General features: G+C 67.1%; 12 protein-coding genes. All 12 read left to right on the top strand.

The window, feature by feature from the left end:
* The first annotated feature begins 283 nt into the window (after positions 1 to 283).
* Positions 284 to 7,660, top strand: a complete 7,377-nt coding sequence (locus ACILR4_RS00835; RefSeq protein ID WP_395698900.1) for a hypothetical protein — start codon at positions 284 to 286, stop codon at positions 7,658 to 7,660.
* 561 nt (positions 7,661 to 8,221) lie between these two features.
* Positions 8,222 to 8,521: a hypothetical protein gene (locus ACILR4_RS00840; RefSeq protein ID WP_395698901.1), complete on the top strand. Its 300-nt coding sequence runs from the start codon at positions 8,222 to 8,224 to the stop codon at positions 8,519 to 8,521.
* Between the two features lie 84 nt (positions 8,522 to 8,605).
* Positions 8,606 to 9,130: a hypothetical protein gene (locus ACILR4_RS00845; RefSeq protein WP_395698902.1), complete on the top strand. Its 525-nt coding sequence runs from the start codon at positions 8,606 to 8,608 to the stop codon at positions 9,128 to 9,130.
* A gap of 83 nt (positions 9,131 to 9,213) precedes the next feature.
* Positions 9,214 to 9,882, top strand: coding sequence for a hypothetical protein (locus ACILR4_RS00850; RefSeq protein WP_395698903.1), 669 nt, complete (start codon positions 9,214 to 9,216; stop codon positions 9,880 to 9,882).
* Positions 9,879 to 11,672 carry a type I secretion system permease/ATPase gene (locus ACILR4_RS00855; RefSeq protein ID WP_395698904.1) on the top strand — a complete coding sequence of 598 codons (1,794 nt, stop codon included), beginning with the start codon at positions 9,879 to 9,881 and terminating at the stop codon, positions 11,670 to 11,672. The genes ACILR4_RS00850 and ACILR4_RS00855 overlap by 4 nt, the downstream gene beginning before the upstream one ends.
* Complete coding sequence (locus ACILR4_RS00860; RefSeq protein WP_395698905.1) at positions 11,669 to 13,348, top strand: type I secretion system permease/ATPase; 1,680 nt, start codon at positions 11,669 to 11,671, stop codon at positions 13,346 to 13,348. The genes ACILR4_RS00855 and ACILR4_RS00860 overlap by 4 nt, the downstream gene beginning before the upstream one ends.
* Before the next feature lie 22 nt (positions 13,349 to 13,370).
* Positions 13,371 to 14,744, top strand: a complete 1,374-nt coding sequence (locus ACILR4_RS00865; protein ID WP_395698906.1) for an HlyD family type I secretion periplasmic adaptor subunit — start codon at positions 13,371 to 13,373, stop codon at positions 14,742 to 14,744.
* A gap of 2 nt (positions 14,745 to 14,746) precedes the next feature.
* Positions 14,747 to 16,147: a TolC family outer membrane protein gene (locus ACILR4_RS00870; RefSeq protein WP_395698907.1), complete on the top strand. Its 1,401-nt coding sequence runs from the start codon at positions 14,747 to 14,749 to the stop codon at positions 16,145 to 16,147.
* Positions 16,148 to 16,163: 16 nt separating this feature from the next.
* Complete coding sequence (locus ACILR4_RS00875) at positions 16,164 to 17,057, top strand: peptidylprolyl isomerase (protein ID WP_395698908.1); 894 nt, start codon at positions 16,164 to 16,166, stop codon at positions 17,055 to 17,057.
* Positions 17,054 to 17,857, top strand: coding sequence for an ABC transporter permease (locus ACILR4_RS00880; protein ID WP_395698909.1), 804 nt, complete (start codon positions 17,054 to 17,056; stop codon positions 17,855 to 17,857). The genes ACILR4_RS00875 and ACILR4_RS00880 overlap by 4 nt, the downstream gene beginning before the upstream one ends.
* 11 nt (positions 17,858 to 17,868) lie before the next feature.
* The gene (locus ACILR4_RS00885) at positions 17,869 to 19,068 is read left to right on the top strand and encodes an ABC transporter ATP-binding protein (RefSeq protein WP_395698910.1); all 1,200 of its coding nucleotides are present in this window, start codon (positions 17,869 to 17,871) and stop codon (positions 19,066 to 19,068) included.
* Complete coding sequence (locus ACILR4_RS00890; RefSeq protein WP_395698911.1) at positions 19,065 to 20,807, top strand: GNAT family N-acetyltransferase; 1,743 nt, start codon at positions 19,065 to 19,067, stop codon at positions 20,805 to 20,807. The genes ACILR4_RS00885 and ACILR4_RS00890 overlap by 4 nt, the downstream gene beginning before the upstream one ends.
* Positions 20,808 to 20,811: the final 4 nt, after the last annotated feature.

The following is a 20,811-nucleotide window of genomic DNA, read 5'->3' on the forward strand; positions in this document are numbered from 1 at the left end:
GCACTGAGGGCAAGGGGCCCTCTGTCGTCGTGTCTCGACCCGATGCCTCACCGACCTTTCAAAAACCCGGACCATCTTGTGATGGTCATCACATGGCCCGCCGAAGCGGCGCCAGACACTTCGGGCACATGATTGCCAGACTTGCACCCTATTCGGCTGAGCGCCTCGTGCGCCGCACCCGCGACAGCGGGGCGTTGAGTCGAGTCTGGGTGATAGCCTGATCACTCATGCTCGATTTCTTTGCAAAGAAGTCATCTTCCTAAACGAAACAGGAGTCTCATCAATGGCAACGCCATCGACCCTCAATGCTGTCATTGCGCGTGTCGCAACAGGCCTGTACGACATCCAGCTTGGCTACGCGACCATGGATTGGGCGGTGAAGGCCGTCACGAGCAACCCGGCCTACGCGGGTAACCTCTCGGCGCTGGTCCAGTCCCTGTACGGCACGGACATCCAGACGCACAGCCAGGCCGCGACCCTGCTGGTCCAGAACCTCGTCGAAAAGCAAGTCACCTCGCTCGACGCGACGCTCAAGGCCAACCTGATCACCTACGTCCAGGGTCTGCTCGACACGGCCGGTGCCGGCCACGAGGGCGAGACGATCGTTTCTCTGGTCAATGGCTTCTCCACCCTGACGACCCACCCCGAGCCGACCATCATGGCGGCTGTCGCGGCGTTCAACAGCCAGATCTCTGCTGCGCTGTCCTATTCGGCCGCAGAGGGCACGCCGGACGTCCCGGTTCATCCCCCGGTGACGCAGACGACCTTCTTCACGATCACCGCCGAGAAGACCGCCCCGGGTACGGGTGACGGCCAGGCGGTTGCCGACGTGATGCACCTGACGGGCAATCAGGACGTCCGTATCGACTTCACGAATCCGGCCCACCAGATCACCGGCCTCGACCTGAACGGCGACGGCACGATCCGGGCAGACGGCCAAGAGAACAACTCGGCCTACCTCGAAGCGAACGTGGACATGGTTGCCAACAACCATTCCGGCTTCGAGATCGTTGATGCGTACTCGCGCAATCCGCTGAACAACCTCGACACGGCCAACAACTTCCTGGGCGACATCACGTTCGATGGTCGCAGCACGAAGGCTGACGGCGTCACCACCAACGGCAACATCGTGCTGGGTGGTCTGGGTGCGGACACCATTTACGGTGGCGTCGGCAACGACTTCCTGACCGGTGGCGCCGTGGCGCAAGGCCATGCCGGCTCCGACTACCTCAGCGGTGGCCGTAACGCCGACTTCTTCTTCGCCGAATTCTCGGCGCTGGACAACACCGACGGCGTGCGCCTGCAGATCGACGGTGGCAACACCGCCGACAACAACTCGGCCGGCAACAGCCAGAGCTCGCAAGACTCCGACTGGCTGCTGCTCGAAGCGGGTGACGATGACGAGCCGGTGCAGATCTGGCTGAACGACGACAACGTCGGTCCGGCCGAGCCGGGTGACGGCATCTCCGACAACAAGGGTCGCGTGCTGTCCCGCTCGGGCACCAGCATGGTGATCGACGACCTCGAGAACATCGACGCGTCGGGCAACCTGTATGGCTTCCTGGACAACATGGACGTCAAGATCGGCGAGCGCGCCGTTGACGACCGTGGCGCCAGCAACGCCGACGCCGGCGGCAACTACGGCTACGGCTCGGCCGCCCAGCTCGACATCAAGGGCAGCGACGCGGGCAACATCATCATCGCCGGCTACGACAACGACGTCGTGCACGGCAACGGTGGCAACGACCTGCTGATGGGCGGTCGTCTGGATCACCTGCAAGATCCCAACCTGGTCGGCATCGTCAACGACGGTCGCGACGAACTGTACGGTGATGCCGGCAACGACAACATCGTGTTCGAAGCCGACGGTGGCGTGATCGACGGCGGCGCCGACACCGACACGCTGTGGATCACCAACCTGTCGCTGGGCACCAAGACCGCGACCGACCTGACCACCGACGGCGTGCTGCGCTTCGACCTGAAGTCGCAGACCCTGGCCAATGCAGCCGGCTACGGCGGCGCAAACGTCGACGGCACGCAAGACCAGACCAATTACAAGGGTTCCACGCGCGTCACGACGACGAACATGGAGAGCGTGATCGCCACCGGTCTCGGTGCGGTCGACTACGCGGCTGCCGGTTCGAACAACCCCGAACTGCTGTTCAGCAACCAGCAAAACCTGGGCCGCTACAACGGCAGCCTGGATCTGCGCGGTACCGACGGTGCCAACACCCTGTTTGCCTCGGGCGGCAATGACGTCATCGAAGGCCGTGGTGGCAATGACCTGCTGTCCGGCGGCGACGGCAACGACGACTTCTACTTCGGCACGGCCGACGGCGGCAACGCGTCGACCTATGGCGACGGCGTCGACGTGATCGAGCGCCAGACCGATGCCAACGGCGACAACCTGTGGGACGGCTTCGACGCCACCAAGGGTTCGGGCGGCCTGTATGAGCGTGACTTCAACATCGGCGGCACCAGCACCACGGGCTCGTCGGTCCTGAAGATCGCGATTCAGAAGGCGGGTGGCAACACGGCTGGTACGCAGCTGAACCAGGTCGTCAACAACGTCTCCGAGATCGTCACGGGCGTGAAGGATGGCTCGGCTTTCGTGCCGATCGACCTCAACACCACGGCGATCAAGGCGGCAACGACCTACCAAGGCCTGACCGACGCGATCAACGCGGCGCTGGACGCCACCGCCTACGGTGCCGATCTGCAAGCCACGCTGCAAGCCGACGGTTTCACCATCTTCATCACCGACGCCAAGGGCCGTGAACTGGCCGACTCGTCCACCGAAGTCGCCGGCGCCGGCGTGTCGGTGAACCAGATCGCCAACACCGCCACGCAGAACACCTTCGAGTTCGGCGCCCCCTCGGTCGCTGTGACGAAGGACCGCCTGATCTACAAGGCGTACGAAGACCGTGCCGACAATGAAGGCGTGGACGACGACTCGTACCTGGGCAGCACGATCTCGCTGGGCCTCGACGCGTACGCAGAAGACCTGGTGATCAACTTTGCCGACGAGGACAATGATGGCCTGGCCACCACCCGTCTGGCCGAGGACCAGGCGTACACGCTGAAGTTCACGAACCTGACCACGCAAGACAAGGTCACGATCGAGGTCAACGGCGTCAAGTACACGTTGCAAGTGGGCGTGGACCTCGACGGGAACATCATCGAGGCTGAAGATGGCGTGAATGGTGATACGCAGGCTGGTATCCAGTCCGCCTTCATCACCCGCCTGAACGCGTTCATCAATTCCTTCATGGACGATGACACGTCGGCAGGCAAGGTGTCGTCGACCACCAACGGCACGGACACCCTGACGCTCACGCAAGCTGCCTACAACGGCGAGCAGACCGTGTTCATGGTCAAGCCGACCGTGACGCTGCAGAATCTGTCGGGTGGCGAGCCCTCTTCTGTGGCCGTGACCAATGTGTCGCAGCACGAAGTGGAACTGCTGGACTTCGACGGCCGCAACGGCGAACTGAACAGCACCAATGTTCTGTTCTGGGGCCAGGAATCCGTCAATCGCGCCACGCTGCAGACTGCCAAGACGGCCGGCGACACCATCGTCGGTAGCGAAGCGATCGTGATCGACGTCGGCGCGAATGACCTTCAGGACGTCGTGTACGGCACGACCACCGCGATCCCGAACAACACGGCGACGAACTTCCCGTTGTCGACGGTCGTTCCGGGTTGGTCGGTGCACGGCGATGACTTCCTGCTGGGCGGCGACGGCCTCGACACCATCAGCGGTGGCACCGGCGACGACCGCATCGAAGGCTCGATCGGTGGTAACGGCACGACGACCTGGGATGTGCTGGACGGCGGCAAGAACTTCTATGCCGTGCAAGTGCTGGGCGAGCCTCAGGCCCGTGTCTACGTGTTGAACAAGTGGGAAGCCGCGAACCCGTCCAAGGTCGCTGCGCTGCAAGGCCTGCAGCTGACCTCGGTCACGCTGATCAACCAGAACGAATCCGGCACGGGCACCTCCAGCGGAGTCTTCGATGACACGCTGCAGTTCAGCCAGAAGCTGTTCACGCCTGGCGTGACCCGCTTCACCATCACGCTGGACAACTTCACGCTGAATGGCGGCGTGGTCGAGCTGCGCAATGACGGTGCTGGCACCGTGGGTGTCGACGTTGACGGCAACGGCACGATCGACAACTGGACCAAGTTCACGAACTTCGAGAACGTGCGCACCGTGTCTGGCGTGGGCAATGCCGTCGCCGGCGACGGTCAAGGCAACGACACGCTGAACGTCGCGGCCATGTCCTCGGCCACCACGGGCGCCAATGGCATCCTGTACAACCTGACCAACAATGCCCTCGGCGGTGCCGGCGGCGACCCTGGCTCGGTGATGTACAGCGCCAATGCGCACGCTGACCTGACCCGCCCTGCGGCCACCGACTTCGAGTCGCTGGTGATCAAGGTTGACGGCGTCGAAAGCGTGATCGGCGGCACCGGCGACGACCTGCTGCTGATCGACGAGACGGAAGCCGCCAAGAACAACACCTTCACGGGTGATCTGGGCGACGACCGCATCGAGTACCAGAACGCGTTCTCCGGTGAAGCCACGCCGGGCGCGGCCGAGCCGACCGTGACGATCAAGGTCGACAACGTGCCGGCTTCGCTGGGCGGTACCGACACCGTGACGATGACCGGCGGCCGCGTCGGCACCACCGTTGCTGTCGATACGCTCAACGGCGTCGAATTCATCACGCTGGAAGGCCGTACGGCTGCCAGCACCCGTGAAGACGACGTGCTGGACGTGACCTCGATGACCACCGGCGCGGTGGTGAGCTATGTCGACGGCACCGTCAAGGATACCGGCGGCGTGCTGCACCTGACGGTCGAAGGCATCGAAGAGATCGAGAACATCTGGGCCGACGGCAACGACACGGTGATCGTTGCTGATGCGGACAAGATGAGCACCAACCAGCGCGAAGACACGGCCAACGGCACGGCCTCGAAGGACCTGTCGCTGGCCACGTTCCTCGACTTCGACCAGCTGAATTCGTCGAACCAGCGCGTGCCGTTCATCTCGCAGACGACCGGTCAGATCGAAGACGCAGTCAACCAGGGCGAATTCAAGTTCAACCTGAGCAAGACCGGCGCGGGCAACGACACCGACACGGTGGACTACAGCAACGCCAGCGACAACATCGCTGTCGTGGTTGAACTGGACGCCACGAAGCCGAACCAGTACGTGCTGGTCGACGGCGACGGCCCGACCTTCTACAGCGGCGGCGTTGGCGACCTGACCAGCGCGACCGACCGCGTCGACGTGCTGACCGGTGTCGAGCGCGTGGTGGCTTCGCTGGGCGAATCGGTGCTGGACCTGACGTCTTCGACCAAGGGTCTGGAAATCAAGTGGAGCGCGTTCGACGTGGCGAACCAGAACGCCGCGCTGGACCGTGACGTCTACACCGTGCGCATCTCGGACCTGGCCACGGCCAGCCCGCTGCAGCGCAGCTTCGTCGAGTACCGTGATGCCGGCTTGAGCAACACCGTCACGCAGGGCCAGGCCACCTGGAACCGCGTCGAAGGCAGCGACAACGCCGAAGTCATCATCATGAACAGCGCCCACTCGATGGACGCCGACACCTTCAACCTGCGCGGCGGTGCCAACCAGGTGAAGTACAACGAGCTGACCAAGTCGATCACGCTGACCCTGGCGGTGACCGACTGGAGCGCTGCCGCACCGACGACCTCGGGCAAGATCACCGGCGACGTGCAGTTCCAGGACGGCACGGGTGCTGGCGTGGAAGGTCCGTACATCCCGGGTTCGCAGCACCACACGATCACGAGCTATACCGCGAACAACGGTATCGCCTCGGGTTCGCTGAAGATCGCCGCTTCGCAAGACGCGGAAGACACGATCAAGTTCGCCGCTGGCCTGGGCGACAAGATCTTCGTGCTGTCGGAAGCTGGCACGGTGGACAACCAGATCACCGTCAAGCTGGGTAGCGGCTCGGCTCAGAACTCGGTCATCCTGACCGGCTTCGAGCTGCTGTCCGACGCCGACACGAACGACGTCTACGACTTCGGCTCGCTGGTGAACGCTGCGGCGGGTCTGGACATCATCGACTCCGGTGCGAACGACCACGACACGGTGAAGGTCGGCAACGACGCGATCGGTTTCGACGGCTCCAACGCCCTGGGCGGCGGTGCTGTCAACGCCGGTGCGACGGAAATCAGCCTTGGCGCGATCCGTGACTTCGCCTGGAAGGCCACGCCTGTGGTCGCTGGCTTCGACTTCGACGTGCTCGACGTCACCAAGGTGACCGACACGTCCCTGACGACGCTGACCGGCGCGCTGGCTTCGGGTGAGTTCAACACCGACGAAGTGGTGATCGGCAAGGTCAACAACATCAACTCGGCCCTGGGCTTCGAGTCGGTGGTGTTCACGCAGGCGACCGTCACCGAAAACGGCACGACGTTCATCCTCGATACGTCTGCCAATTCGGTGAAGGCTGGCGCCAAGGCGATCGCGTTGACCGACGGCACCAACACGCTGAGCTTCGGCGGCACGGTGCTGGAAGACGCGCGCGCTCTTGGCAGCCTGCGTGCCGCGACCGACCTGAATGTCACCTCGGGCGTCACGGTCACGGTGGTGGGCAACGAGGCCGTCAACATCACTGGCGGCAACGGCAACGACTCCATCACCTCGAAGGGTGGCAACGACGTCCTGCGCGGCGGTTCGGGCAACGACACGCTGGACGGCGGTTTCACCGCTGCTGTGGCGCCGGTGATCTCGTACAGCTTCAACGGCGGCGCTGCGGTGCTGGCCGCTGACGGCGACCGGATCACCATCCTCGGTGTGACGGTCGAAGCCGATACCACGCCGGCCACGCCGACGCTGAACGTTGCGGGTGCGATCCCCGTGGTGGTTGGCGCCGACTCGGATACGGTGGGTGCTGCGTTTGCCGGCGTCTCGCTGGCGAACTGGAAGACGGCCATCACTGGTGCTGGTACCGGCCTGACGGCCGGCGAAATCGCCGACCTCCAGTCTGTGTCCTACGACGCAGCTGCGAACCGTCTGATCTTCACCTTCACCGGTGCCGATTCGGGCGTGGCTCAAGGCGACTTCACCGCGGCGACCACGGGTGGTGCACCGACCATTACCGTTACGCTGGGTAATGCTGCCGACGTGGCTTACGCCGCGGCCACCCAGAGCTCCGACACGTATGTGTTCGAAGCCACCGCTGCGCTGAACGGTGCTGACACCATCAACAACTTCAATGCCGCGAACCTCGCGACCGACGATCTGCTCGACTTCCGCGCCTTCCTGGGCGTGGTCGCGTCGACGCCGAATCTGACTGCCGCGAACTTCGTGACCACGGGCCTGGACTTGACTGCCAACAACGTTGGTGTCGCGTTCAACAAGGGCTCGCTGGCCAGCACCGACATCGCCACGGCGGCTGCCGCCGGCAAGATCGCGGTGGCTGACAACCACAAGGCGGTTGTTCTGGTGACCGGTGACGTGGACGGCGTGAGCGACGCAACCATCGACGCTTACAAGGTCTACTACGTCGAGGACACCGATGCCACGGCCACTCAGTCGTGGACGGTGACCCTGGTCGGTACCATCAACAGCGGTACCGAGCTGAACGCTGCCGACCTGCTGGCCGGCACGACCAGCTTCGTGTAATCCTCGGACAGCCGGCTCGCTGCTGCGAGCCGGTCGACGATGGATCCGAACGAAAGGCCGCCTGGGGCAACCCAGGCGGCCTTTTTCATCTGGCCCCGGCCTGGCCACAGTCCAAGATCACGGCCGTCTGGTGACGGCCATCACACGCGCTCACCTTGGGCGTCAGCACAATCAGTCCATACGCTCACGACTCCTTCTGCCGCCATGCCTCCGCCCGCCAGCCTCGCCCTGAACCCCGCCTACGAACGCAGCCTCCGCGCCATCGTCAGCCAGGTCCAGCAGACGCAGAAGCCCCTGGCTGGCAGCGGCCGTTCAGGCCCCAGCCCGCGCAGCGCGAGCCGGCGCAGTGTCGAGGGCAAGGACTTCCTTCAACGTCTGCGCGAAGCCGGACTCTGAAGTTCTAGCGTCCGGCACGGTGCCGGACCTCGGGGACACGCTGGCCTACAATCCCGGGTTCCCGAAGGAGGCATGGCACCGCCCAAGCGACGGTGATCGCGTTGCTCGCCGTCACGGCGAGTTCCGCGCCTCTCTTCCTTCCAACGCATCATTCACACCGCACCCATGGCAAACAAGCAAGTCGTCTTCAGTGACCGCATCGTCGGTCTGTCGGTTCAAAACGGCCTGGTCCGCATCGACCTCGCCACCATCGCCGGCCCGGCCAAGACCAAGGAAGGCAAGGACGGCCTGAAGATGGACGTCACCCACCAACTCGTGATGCCGATGGACGCTTTCGTGGCCGGCTTCGGCATGCAGCAGAAGCTCATCCGGGAACTGAGCGCACGGCAGCAGAAGCGCAGCCTCAAGGCCCCCGCCGCCCCGGAAGCGACCGCAGCGGCAGAACAGGCGGCCGCAGCTTCCTGATCCCCCAGCGCGCGCGGCCTTGCCGCAAACTCCCCGGCCGGTCTATCCCGGCCAGCCGGAGCACCGTCATCGACACGGGCCACCATGCTGCAGAACATCAGCGTCCGCTACGACCCGGTCGAAGACCGGCTCGTCCTGCGTTTGTCGCTGAAGTCAGAAGCAGGCACTGCTGAGCATTGGTTGCAGCTGACCCGCAGGGTCTGCGCCAGCTGGCGCCAGGATCTGCAGGCGATGGTCGATCTGTCGGCCGAGTTGCCGCCAAGGCTCGACAAGGCCGCCAAGGCCGTTGTGTCGGCGGCACATCACCAGGTGATGTCGAGCCAGGTGCCGGTGCGAACCGAGCCGGCACCTGCCCCCGAGCACCCCGCGCCTGCAGCCGCCGCGCTGGTCACGCGTGTCACCTGCGGCCGCCGGCGCAATGATGGTCGATGGGTCGTGAAGTTCGAACTGCGCGACCGGCCGCCCCTGGCGCTGGTGCTGTCGAACCCGACGCTCCACGCATTGGTGGACGCGGTGTCGCGCCGGGTCCTGGTGGCCGACTGGGCGCTACCGAAGCTGGCCGTCGACAAGCCCGCGCCCGAGCGGCCCCCCACCGCGCCCCTGCACTAGGTTGTCTGCAGTCCGTCACTGGGCGGATCTCGGCTCGCGATAGATTGACTTCATATAGGAGTTTGATACAGTCCGCCTCCTATATGAATTCCGCGGTCCGCGTCAGCCTCAACACCACACCGCAGCACGCCCAGAGACTCGTCGACCTTCAAGCAGCCTTCGCCGCGGTGTGCAATGCCCTGGCGCCGCTGGTGCAGCAAACCCGGTGCTGGAACCGCGTGGCCCTGCACCACATGGCCTACAAGCAGCTCCGGCAGCAGTTTCCCGAACTGGGGTCGCAAATGGTCTGCAATGCGATCTATTCGGTCTCGCGCGCTTGCCGCGTCGTCTACCAGCATCCGCAGAGCCCGTTCAACCTCTCGCGCCTGGGCGACAAGCCCCTGCCGCGCCTGCAATTCCTGCCCCAATCGCCCGTGTACTTCGACCGCCACACGCTCAGCATCAAGGACGGACAGGTGTCGATGTACACGCTGGACGGCCGCATGCGCTTCCAGATCAACCTGGCGCCAGGCGACGAAGACCGCTTCCGCAACGAGAAGCTGCGCGAGATCGTCCTGGCAGGCAAGGGCGGCAGCTTCCAGCTGAGCTTCCTGTTCGCTCAGGCCACGGGGGACGAAGCCGACGACGGCGACACAGCCCACCCCCGCGGCGCCGCCGCCGAACTGCCCGAATACGTGGTCGTCCTGCCTGACGACACATTCACCCCGCCGCCCTCGATGCCCCGCACCGCCAACGCAAGCCTTTCGCCATGAGTCAACCCACCCGTGCCGCTGCGCCGCCGGCACCCCAGCTGCGCGAAGCGCTGCTCAGCCAGCGCAAACTTTTCATCCAGGCCGCATGGCTGAGCCTGCTCACAGGCCTGATGAGCCTGGCGCCCTCCTGGTTCATGTTCGAGGTGTACGGCCGCGTGCTCAACAGCCGCAACGTCAACACGCTCGTGATGCTGTTGCTGATGGTGATCGGCGTCTACGTCGTGATGGAGTTGCTGGACCTGGTGCGGGGCCGCATCCTGCACCAGGCCGGCGAAGGCATCGAGCAGCGCCTGCGCTCGCGGCTGTTCGAGGCCACCTTCGAAGCCAACCTGCGCAAGCTGCCGGGCGGCACGGTCCAACCGTTCAGCGACCTGAAGACCTTGCGCGACTTCATCAGCACGCCGGTCATCACCTCGCTGATGGACCTGCCGACCGCGCTGATCTGCATGATCCTGCTGTTCATGATCAGTCCCTGGCTTGGCGTGATGGCGCTGGTCGGCGCGATCTTGCAGGCGGGCCTGGCCCTGCTGACCGAGCGGCGCACGATGCCCTTGCTGACCGAGGCGATGCAGGCCTCGATCCAATCGCAGAGCTATGCCGCGCACTCGCTGCGCAACGCACAGGTGATCGAGTCGATGGGGATGCTCGGCAGCATCCACAAGCGCTGGGCCAAGTTGCAGCTGATCTTCCTGGCCAAGCAGTCGCAGGCCTCCGACTACGGCGGCATCAATGCCACGGCAGCCAAGCTGATCCAGACCATGCAGAGCTCGCTGCTGCTGGGCGCCGCCTGCCTGCTGGTGCTGACCAATGGCCTCTGGGGCGGTGGCGGCATGATGATCGTGGCCTCGATCCTGGGCGGCAAGGTGCTGTCCCCGCTGGCGCAACTGGTGGCGCAGTGGCGGCTCATCGTCGGCGTGCGCGACTCGTATGCCCGCCTGAACCAGATGTTCACGCGTTTTGTCGAAACCCCGCCCGGCATGCCGCTGCCGGCGCCCAAGGGCCTGCTGACGGTCGAGGCCGTGCTGGCCGGTGCACCGAACAGCCCGACACCGATCCTGAAGAACGTCAGCTTCATGGCTCGCCCGGGCGAGGTGGTCGGCGTGATCGGCCCGTCGGCTTCGGGCAAGAGCACGCTGGCGCGCCTGCTGGTGGGCATCTGGCAGGCCGCCGGTGGCAAGGTGCGCCTGGACGGCGCCGACGTTTACACCTGGAACAAGGCCGAGCTGGGCCCGCACATCGGCTACCTGCCGCAGTTCGTCGAGCTGTTCGATGGCACGGTGGCCGAAAACATCGCGCGCTTCGGCAAGGTCGACCGCGACCTCGTCCAGGAGGCGGCGCGCCAGGTCGGGCTGGCCGAAACCATCGAAGCCCTGCCGCAGGGCTATGACACCCGCATCGGCGAAGACGGCGCGGTGCTGTCCGGCGGACAGCGCCAACGCCTGGGCCTGGCCCGCGCGGTGTACGGCAACCCGGCCTTCCTGGTGCTCGACGAGCCCAACTCCAGCCTCGACGAACTGGGCGAGAAGGCGCTGCTGCAGCTGCTGGTGGCGCTGAAGGCGCGCGGCGCCACCGTGGTGGCCATCACACACCGCACCACGCTGCTGCCGGCGGTCGACAAGCTGCTGGTGCTCAACGACGGCCAGGTGGCCTATTTCGGCCCGCGCGACGAGGTGCTCGCCGCGCTGAAGAAGGCCAACGAACAGGCCCGCGCGCAGATCGAGCAGCGCCAGGCCGCCCTGGCGGGCCAGGCGCTGCCGCGACCCGCCGCACTGCCGGGAGGCGCAGCATGAGCACGCCAGGATTCTTCGATCGCAGCGTGCTGGGTCGCACCCTGCGCAGCTTCCGCCGCGAGCTGATGTGGATTGCCGTCTTCAGCTTCTTCGCCAACGTGCTGCTGCTGACGCCCACGCTCTACATGATGCAGGTCTACGACCGCGTCATGACGAGCGGCAGCGAGTACACGCTCGCGGCGCTGACGCTCATCATGGTCTTCTTCTTCCTGACCATGAGCTTTGCGGAGTGGATCCGTTCGCGTCTGCTCGTGCGCGCCGGCGCGCGCTTCGACCAGGCCCTGCACACCGGTGTGTTCAAGGCCAGCTTCGAGTCCAGCCTCGGGGGCACGCTGCGCAACCGGCTCGAGCCCTTCAACGACCTGACGAACCTGCGCCAGTTCCTCACCGGCAACGGCATCTTCGCGCTCGTCGACACGCCGTGGACGCCGGTGTACATGGCGGTGCTGTTCCTGATGCATCCGTGGCTCGGCTGGGCCTCGATCGGCTTTGGCGTCGTGATGCTGGTGCTGGCCATCGCGGGCCAGCGCGTCACCGCACCGCTTCACAAGCAGGTGCAGGAGGTCGGGTCCGAGTCCCAGGCCTACATCCAGGCCAAGCTGCGCAATGCCGAGACGGTGGAAGCGCTGGGCATGCTGGGCAACCTGCGCCGCCATTGGCTGGCCATCCAGGAGCGGCTGAACCACTCCCAGCACGCGGCACACGAGTCCTCGCACCGCCTGCAGGCCGCGACCAAGTTCGTGCAGTACAGCCAGCAATCGCTGATGCTGGCCCTGGGGGCGCTGCTGGCCATCGACGGGCACATCAGCGCCGGTGCGATGATTGCCTGCAATGCCCTGATGGGCAACGCGCTGCGGCCGGTGGGCGTCATCGTCACCACGTGGAAGCAGTTCGTCGAGATGCGCCAGTCCTACGCCCGCCTCGAGAAGCTGATCGAGGACAACCCCGAGCGTGGCGCCACGCACGTGGGGGAAGAGGTCAAGGGCCAGATCACGCTGCGCCAGCTGGAAGCCACCGCACCGGGCCGCAAGGAGCCCATCCTGAAGGGGCTGGACCTCGAGTTCAAGGCCGGCGAGGTGGTGGCCATCATCGGTCCTTCGGGCGCCGGCAAGTCGACGCTGGCCCGCTGCATCGTCGGCATATGGCCCAATGTGAGCGGCCAGGTGCTGCTCGACGGCCAGCCCATCGGCGACTGGTCGCGCGAGGCGCTGGGCCCGCACGTGGGCTACCTGCCGCAGGACATCGAGCTGTTCGACGGCACCATCGCCGAGAACATCGGCCGCTTCGGCCGCGTCTCGCCCGACATGGTGATCGAGGCCGCCACGCGCACCGGCATCCACGACATGATCCTGCGCCTGCCCAAGGGCTACGACACGCCGATGGGCGAGGCTGGCGGCATGCTCTCGGGCGGCCAGCGCCAGCGCATCGGCCTGGCGCGCGCCATCCTCGGCGACCCGGCCCTGGTGGTGCTGGACGAGCCGAACGCCAACCTCGACGACGTTGGCGAGACCGCGCTGCAGCGCACCGTGCGCGACCTGAAGTCGCGCGGCAAGACCGTCTTCATGATCGTCCACCAGCAGCACATGCTGGCGGTGGCCGACCGCGTGCTGGTGCTGGAAAACGGCCAGGTCTCCCGCTTCCTGCCGGTGGTGGTGCAGAACGCCAGCCAGGCCTGACCCCTGAATTCGTGAGAGATACATGAGCAACGTGACTCCCCTGATGCGAGCCGACCTCGCCGCCAAGCCCGGTGCGAACGACATCACCGATGTCGACGACATCAAGCTCGAGACCGACACCAAGCCGGCCATCCGCCTGGGCTTCTGGGTGCTGGTGGTGGGCTTCGGCCTGTTCCTGCTGTGGGCCGCCTTCGCGCCGCTGGACGAAGGCGTCTCGGCGCCGGCCACGGTCTCGATCGAGACGCGCCGCAAGACCATCCAGCACATGCAGGGCGGTGTGGTCGAGAAGGTCAACGTGAAGGAAGGCGACCAGGTCAAGGCCGGCGACGTGCTGGTGGTGCTGGACGACGGCACCACCCGCGCCACCTACGAGGCAATCCGCCAGAACTACCTGGCCCAGCGCGCCTTCGAGAGCCGCCTGACGGCCGAAGTGAGCGGCGCCCCGACCATCACCTTCCACCCGGACCTGATGACCAACGACCCGCTGGCGGTGCAGCACCGCACGGTGCAGCAGCAGCTGTTCAATTCGCGGCGTGCGGCGCAGGATGCCGAAATTTCGGCGGCAAGGCAGTCGATTGCCGGCCTCGAAGGCCAGATCGTCGGCATGCAGCAGATGTTGGAGAGCCGCAAGACCCAGGCCGACATCCAGGCGCGCCAGCTGGCCAACGTCAAGGGTCTGGCCGACGAGGGATTCGCGCCGCGCAACCAGGCCCTGCAGCTCGAGCAGGCACAGGCCGAATTGCGCAGTGCCATCGCCGAGCTGCAGGCCAACATCCAGCGCTCGCGCAGCTCGATCGCCGAAACCAACCTGCGCATTGCCCAGCGCCAGCAAGAGTACGTGAAGGAGGTTTCGGGCCAGCTGGCCGACGTGCGCCGCGAGGTGCAAGCCAACCAGGAGCGCCTGGCCGCGATCACTGCCGACCTCGGCCGCACGCAATTGCGCGCACCGGTCTCTGGCCAGGTGCTGGGGCTGGCGCTGGCAGGCCCGGGCAACGTGGTCACGCCGGGCCAGCGCCTGATGGACATCGTGCCCAAGGGTGAATCGCTGCTGCTGGATGCGCGCGTGCCGACCAACGTGATCGACCGGGTCAAGGTGGGCCAGAACGTCGAGGTGCGCTTTACCGCCTTCGCCAACACGCCGCAGTTGGTGGTGCACGGCAAGGTGGTGTCGCTGTCCGGCGATGCACTGACCGAGCCATCGTCGCAGGGCCAGCAGGTGTCGTTCTACCTGGCGCGCGTCGAGATCACGCCGGACGGCCACAAGGCGCTGGGCAGCCGCAACCTGCAGCCTGGCATGGGCGCCGAAGTGCTGATCAAGACCGGCGAGCGCTCGCTGCTGACCTACCTGCTGCACCCGCTGCTCAAGCGCGTGGCCTCGGCCATGACGGAGGAGTGAGCATGATGGCTTCGCTCGACCTCCGCCGGGCTGCGGCCCCGCGACGCAGCCGCCTTGCGCGGGCGGCTGCGGTCGCCGTCCTCGGCGCCGGCTTGTTCGCGCTGCTGCCGGCCCATGCCGCGAGCTTTGCCGAGATCTTCGCCGCGGCCCGCGACTACGACGCGCAGTACAAGGCCTCGGGCTACGACCTGCAATCGGCCAAGCTGGCGGTGCCGGTGGCGCGTTCGGCGCTGCTGCCCCAGGTGGGCATGGCCTACTCGCGCTCGGACGTCAGCGGCACCCGCTCGTTCTACAACGCGCTGAACCAGGAAGTGCAGGTGCAGCTGCAGTACGCGTCGCCGCAGGCCAATCTGCAGGTGCGCATGCCGCTGTGGAACCAGGAGGCGCGCGCCCGCTACGACCAGAGCCAGGTGCAGGCCGACGCCGCCGAGCAGGTCTACCGCTCGCGCGGGCTGGAGCTGCTGGACCGGGTGGGCACCTCGTACCTGCAGGTGCTGCAGGCGCTGGACGCGCGCGGCCTGGCGCAGACGCAGCTGGTGGCGGTGCAGGGCCAGCTCGACCGTGCCGAGCAGCGCCTCAAGCGTGGCGAGGGCACGCGCACCGATGCCGCGCTGGCGCAGGCCGCGGTCGACATCGCGAAGGCCAAGGTGCTCGAAGCCGATGACCAGATCCAGCTGGCGCGGCGCACGCTGCGCCGCCTGACCGGACGCGACACGCAGGACCTCAACCAGCCGGCCGAAGACTTCAAGCCCGGCGACCTGCTGCCCAACCGGCTGACCGAATGGTTCGACCTGGCCGAGCGCAACAGCCCCACCATCCAGGCGCGACAGCAGGCGGTGATGGCGGCGCGGCTCGGCGTCAAGCGCCAGGAGGCCGGACACATGCCCCGCGTGGACCTCTACGCCAGCATCGCCCGCAACGAGAACGAGACCCTCAACAACCTGGGCCAGACCTCGGTGCTGAAGACCATGGGCGTGCAGGTCAACGTGCCGCTGTACAGCGGCGGCGGCGTCGACGCCAGCGTCAAGCAGGCGCTGGCCGACCAGTCGCGCACCGAAGAGGAACTGCGCCTCGAGCGCGAATCGGTGCAGGTCGAGGTGCAGCGCAACTTCCAGACGGTGACCACCGGGCCGGAGAAGATCGAGGCCTACCGCCGCGCGGTCAGCTCCAGCGAGGTCGCCGTCACCGGTGCCGTGCGTTCGCAGGCCGCTGGCCTGGCCACCACCTCGGACGTGCTGGACGCGCAGGCCCGCCTGTACAGCGCGCAGCGCGACCTGGCGCAGACCCGCTACGACTACCTGCTGGCGAAGCTGCGGCTGATGGCGATGTCGGGCCTGCTGGTCGATGACATCGTGGCCGAGCTCGACCGCAGCCTGCCGGTGCGCGTGAGCAGCAACCCTTGAACACCCGGTGAACCCGATGAACCTGACAACCTTGTCCCGTGCTGCCGTGCTGAGCGCGGCCGCTGTGCTGGCGGCCTGCGGCGGCGGCAGCGACACCAACGCGCCCAGCGTCACGAACATGGGCGCCTCGAGCATGATGTACGGCAAGAGCACGACGATCACCGTGATCGGCTCGGGCCTCAATGCCAACCTGAGCGCCACCATCGAACCGGGCTGCCCCACCATGACACGGGGCACGCCGAGCGACACCCAGCTCACCTTCACCTGCAAGATCGCCGCGTTGGGCGACCTGCGCGCGCGGGTGCGCACGGAGGGCGGGGCGGAACTGGCCTCGCTGCGCCTGACCGTGGAGACGCCACGCGTCTCGATGACCGTCGCGCAGACCGTCTCCGGCGTCACCAGCAGCAACAGCTTCGTGATGGAGCTCGACCCGGTGGCCGCGCCGATCACGGTGACCAACTTCCTCACCTACGTCAACACCGGCTCCTGCTTCTACAAGGACACCTTGTTCCACCGTGTGGTGCGCACCGGCTTCTCCATCGCCCAGGCCGGCGGCTTCAAGTCCGGCTTCGTCGCGGTGACCGGCGTCGGCGCGCCGATCGCGCTGGAATCGAACAACGGCCTGAAGAACCTGAAGTACACCGTGGCGATGGCGCGCACGAGCGAACCGAATTCGGCGACCTCGCAGTTCTACATCAACGGCACCGACAACCCGGCCTTCGACTACGTCAGCGCCGACCAGCCCGGCTACGCGGTGTTCGGCAAGCTGATCAGCGGGACGGATGTGTACGACGTGCTGCAGGCGGTGCCGACGACGACGAAGACGGCCGAGACCAACGGCCAGCCGGTCACTTTCGCCGACACGCCGGTCGACAATGTGTCGATCACCGCCTGCTCGCAGATCCGTTGATCCCGCCGCTGCACCGCCTCTTCAGCCTCCTCACACTCGCCTGGCCGCTGGCCAAGCGGGACGTTCTCGCACGCTATCGCGGCAGCGCCGCCGGCGTGCTATGGGCGCTGCTCGCGCCGCTGGCGATGGTGGGCATCTATGCGCTGGTGTTCCAGGGCGTGTTCCAGGCGCGCTGGGCCGGCTCTGGGCGTGGCACGGCCGGCGGCATCGACTACGCCGCGCGGCTGTTCGCGGGGCTCATCGTGTTCAGCGCGGTGGCCGAGGTGGCCACGCGCGCGACGCGGCTGATGCAGGAAAACGCCAACCTCGTGAAGCGGGTGGTGTTCCCGCTCGAGCTGCTGTGCGTGGCGCTGGTGATGCAGGTCGCGGTGCACACCGCGCTGCAGATGCTGGTGCTGGCCGTGCTGCTGCTGGTGTGGGGCGGGGGCGCCAGCTGGACCTGGCTGTGGCTGCTGGCCGGCTGGCCGTGGATCCTGCTGCTGCAGCTGGCGCTGGCGATCGGACTCGCTGCACTGGGCTGTTATTTGCGCGACCTACAGCACATCGTGCCGCTGCTGATGTCGGGCCTGCTGTTCCTGTCGCCGGTGTTCTACCCCAGCGCTTCGGCGCCCGAGGCGCTGCGCTGGCTGCTGGCCTTCAACCCGGTGAGCGCGCCGATCGAGCTGATGCGTGCCGCCTGGTTCGGAGAAGCCTTCGCCTGGCATACCGCGTTGTGGCCGCTGCTGGGTGTGGCGGCCGGCCTGGCGGCCGCGCACGGGCTGTTCGTGCGGCTGCGACCCGGCTTCGCCGATCTCGTGTGATGGTGCCTGCGATGGACAGCGACGTCATCATCGAGCTGCGCGGTGTCAACAAGAGCTATTCGCTCGAGCAGCGCCCCGTGCGCCGCCTGATCGACCAGCTGCTGGGCCGCGTCGACCGCGGCCACCAGCACCATGCGCTGTGGGACGTGGACCTGCGCATCCGTCGCGGCGAGGTGGTCGGCCTGATCGGCCGCAATGGCGCGGGCAAGTCGACGCTGCTGCAGGTGGTGTGCGGCGTGCTCGACCCCACCAGCGGCACGCGCCGCGTGCAGGGCCGCATCGCCGCGCTGCTGGAGCTGGGCGCGGGCTTCAACCCCGACCTGAGCGGGCGCGAGAACGTTCGCCTGAACGGTCCGCTGCTGGGCCTGTCGCTGGCGCAGATCGAGTCGCGCATGGACGAGATCATCGCGTTCGCCGGCATCGGCGAGTACATCGACCAGCCGGTACGCAGCTACTCCAGCGGCATGTTCGTGCGCCTGGCGTTCTCGATGGCCACCAGCGTCGATCCCGACATCCTGGTGATCGACGAGGCGCTCTCGGTCGGCGACGGCGTGTTCGCGCGCAAGTCCTTCGAGCGCATCATGGCGCTGAAGGATCGCGGCGCGACGATCCTGTTCTGCTCGCATTCGCTGTTCCAGGTGGAGCAGCTGTGCAGCCGGGCGCTGTGGATCAACAACGGGCGGGTGCAGTTCGACGGCCCGTCGCACCTGGCGGTGGTGGAGTACAGCGCGTGGCTGGCGCGCCAGGAGCAGGCCGGCCCCGCACCGACGGCGAACACCACCGAGTCCGATTCCGCGCGCATCGAAGCCCTTGCGCTGCGGCCGCCGGCCGATGGTGGCGGTGCCTACCGCAGCGGGGTCGACGAGCTCTGCGTCGAGATGCGCGTGCAGTCCGATCCGGCGATCGCCTGCCCCTCGCTCGGCCTGGTCCTGTACACCGAGGATGGCCGCAGCATTGCCAGCGCCGGCAACTGGCTCGATGGCCATGTGCTGCAGCGCGATGCCTCCGGCCAGATCCGCGCGCAGCTGGCCTTTCCCGCGCTGCCCTTGCTCAAGGGCCGCTACACGCTGTCGCTGTACGTGCTGTGCGACCGGGCCATCAACCTCTATGCCGCGGCCGAGCACGCGCTGAGCTTCGAGGTGGTGCAGGACAATGTGCAGCAGGGCATCGTCGCCTTGCCGCATGCCTGGCGTCCCTTTCCTTCTTCATGAGCACCGCGCAGTTCTCGTTTCCGCTGAATGTCTTTGCCCGCATGCTGTCGGTGCGTGAAGGGCGGGTCGACTACCTCCACTTCGCGGTCTTCGAAGACGGGCAGCGCGACGTGCTGCGCGCGCAGGAGCGCGCGAGCGAGTTGCTGTGGCAGGCACTGCCGCCGCCGTGCCGTCTGCTCGAGGTGGGCATCGGCCTGGGTACCACGCTGGGCCAACTGCTGCGGGCCGGCTACGCCGCGCGCGGCATCACGCCCGAGCAGGCGCAGATCGACGTCGCCCGGCAGCGCCAGGGCGAAGGCCTGCCGCTCACGCTGTCGCGGCTCGAGGACTTCCAGCAGGACGCCGGACAGTGGGACGCGCTGCTGTTCCAGGAGAGCGCGCAGTACATCGAGCCGATGGCACTGTTCGAGTCGGCCGAACGGCTGCTGCACGCCGGCCCGGCCACGCTGGTGGTGATGGACGAGTTCGCGCTGCGCCGCGATGCGGAGGACCACGGGGGGCTGCACCTGCTGCCGGCCTTCATCGCGCTGGCGCAGCGTTTCGGCTGGCGGCTGTCGCAGCACACCGACCTGTCGCGCCAGGTGCAGCCGACGCTGGACTACCTGATCGATGCCGCGCACGCGATGCGCGCCGACCTGATGCGCGAGCTGCGGCTCGACGAGGCCACGATGGTGGGCCTGGTGGCCGCGCTGGAGCGCGCCCGGGCCCTGTACCGCGCCGGCGTCTACGGCTATGCGGTGCTGCGCTTCGAGCGCGCCCAGCCCGCCAGCGACCGGCTGCTGTCGCTGGGACCGGACCAGGCAGAGTCCGTGCGCGGGCTGTTCGAGGCGGTCTTCGGTCACCCGCTGTCGGCGGCCGAGTGGCAGTGGAAATACGGCGACGGCCGTGGCCGTGCCCTGGGCCTGCAGCGGGAGGAGCGGCTGCTGGCGCACTACGGCGCGCTGACGCGTCGGGTGCGCTTCCACGGCCGTGAGGTCGCCGCCTGCCAGGTCTGCGACGTGATGGTCGCCGCCCAGGCCCGGTCGAACCTGGCGCGCAGCGGGCCGCTGCACCGCGTCACCGCCAGCTTTCTCGAAGCCCAGATCGGCTGGGGGCGGCCCCACCTGATCGGCTACGGCTTTCCCACGCAGCGGGCGATGGCGGCCGCGCAGCACCTGGGCCTGTATGCGCCGGTCGACGGCATGGAGGCCTTCAGCTGGACACCGTTGCGCGGCAGCGCCGGCGCCACGGTCCAGGCGCTGGCCGATGAAGACCTGGCCCCGGGCAAGCCCGCCGCCGCCCTGGTCGACCAGGCCTGGGCCGCGATGGTGGCGGCCCTGCCCGAGCAGACGCTGGGCGTGCGCGACGCGGCCTGGCTGCGCCACCGCTACTGCCGGCATCCGCGCTTCCGCTACCAGGTGCTGCTGGTGCGGCGGCGCTGGACGCGGCGGCTGCTCGGCGTCGTCGTGCTGCGCCAGCATGAGCATCACCTCGAGTGGGTGGACCTGGTCGGCGCGCCGGCGCAGCTGGAGGTGCTGCTGGCCGTCGCGCGCAACCGGGCGCACGAGCTCGGGCTGGCGGTGCTCGAAGCGTGGATCACGCACTCCCAGGCCGGCCGCTTCGAATCCCTGGCCGACGGCACGTGCAAGCGGCGCGCGCTCGACATCGCGGTGCCCGCCAACGTGCATTCGCCGGGACCCTCGGTCGAGGACCAGCGCGGCCGCTGGTGGCTGATGGCCGGCGACACCGACTTCCGCTGAAGCC

It is taken from the genome of Aquabacterium sp. (assembly GCF_044226965.1).
Classification (GTDB): domain Bacteria; phylum Pseudomonadota; class Gammaproteobacteria; order Burkholderiales; family Burkholderiaceae_C; genus Pseudaquabacterium.

What these genes read in the sequence shown, in the direction of transcription:
- ACILR4_RS00835 (WP_395698900.1), top strand. Translation starts at nt 284, where the DNA reads ATGGCAACGCCATCGACCCTCAATGCTGTCATTGCGCGTGTCGCAACA.
- ACILR4_RS00840 (WP_395698901.1), top strand. Translation starts at nt 8,222, where the DNA reads ATGGCAAACAAGCAAGTCGTCTTCAGTGACCGCATCGTCGGTCTGTCG.
- ACILR4_RS00845 (WP_395698902.1), top strand. Translation starts at nt 8,606, where the DNA reads ATGCTGCAGAACATCAGCGTCCGCTACGACCCGGTCGAAGACCGGCTC.
- ACILR4_RS00850 (WP_395698903.1), top strand. Translation starts at nt 9,214, where the DNA reads ATGAATTCCGCGGTCCGCGTCAGCCTCAACACCACACCGCAGCACGCC.
- ACILR4_RS00855 (WP_395698904.1), top strand. Translation starts at nt 9,879, where the DNA reads ATGAGTCAACCCACCCGTGCCGCTGCGCCGCCGGCACCCCAGCTGCGC.
- ACILR4_RS00860 (WP_395698905.1), top strand. Translation starts at nt 11,669, where the DNA reads ATGAGCACGCCAGGATTCTTCGATCGCAGCGTGCTGGGTCGCACCCTG.
- ACILR4_RS00865 (WP_395698906.1), top strand. Translation starts at nt 13,371, where the DNA reads ATGAGCAACGTGACTCCCCTGATGCGAGCCGACCTCGCCGCCAAGCCC.
- ACILR4_RS00870 (WP_395698907.1), top strand. Translation starts at nt 14,747, where the DNA reads ATGATGGCTTCGCTCGACCTCCGCCGGGCTGCGGCCCCGCGACGCAGC.
- ACILR4_RS00875 (WP_395698908.1), top strand. Translation starts at nt 16,164, where the DNA reads ATGAACCTGACAACCTTGTCCCGTGCTGCCGTGCTGAGCGCGGCCGCT.
- ACILR4_RS00885 (WP_395698910.1), top strand. Translation starts at nt 17,869, where the DNA reads ATGGACAGCGACGTCATCATCGAGCTGCGCGGTGTCAACAAGAGCTAT.
- ACILR4_RS00890 (WP_395698911.1), top strand. Translation starts at nt 19,065, where the DNA reads ATGAGCACCGCGCAGTTCTCGTTTCCGCTGAATGTCTTTGCCCGCATG.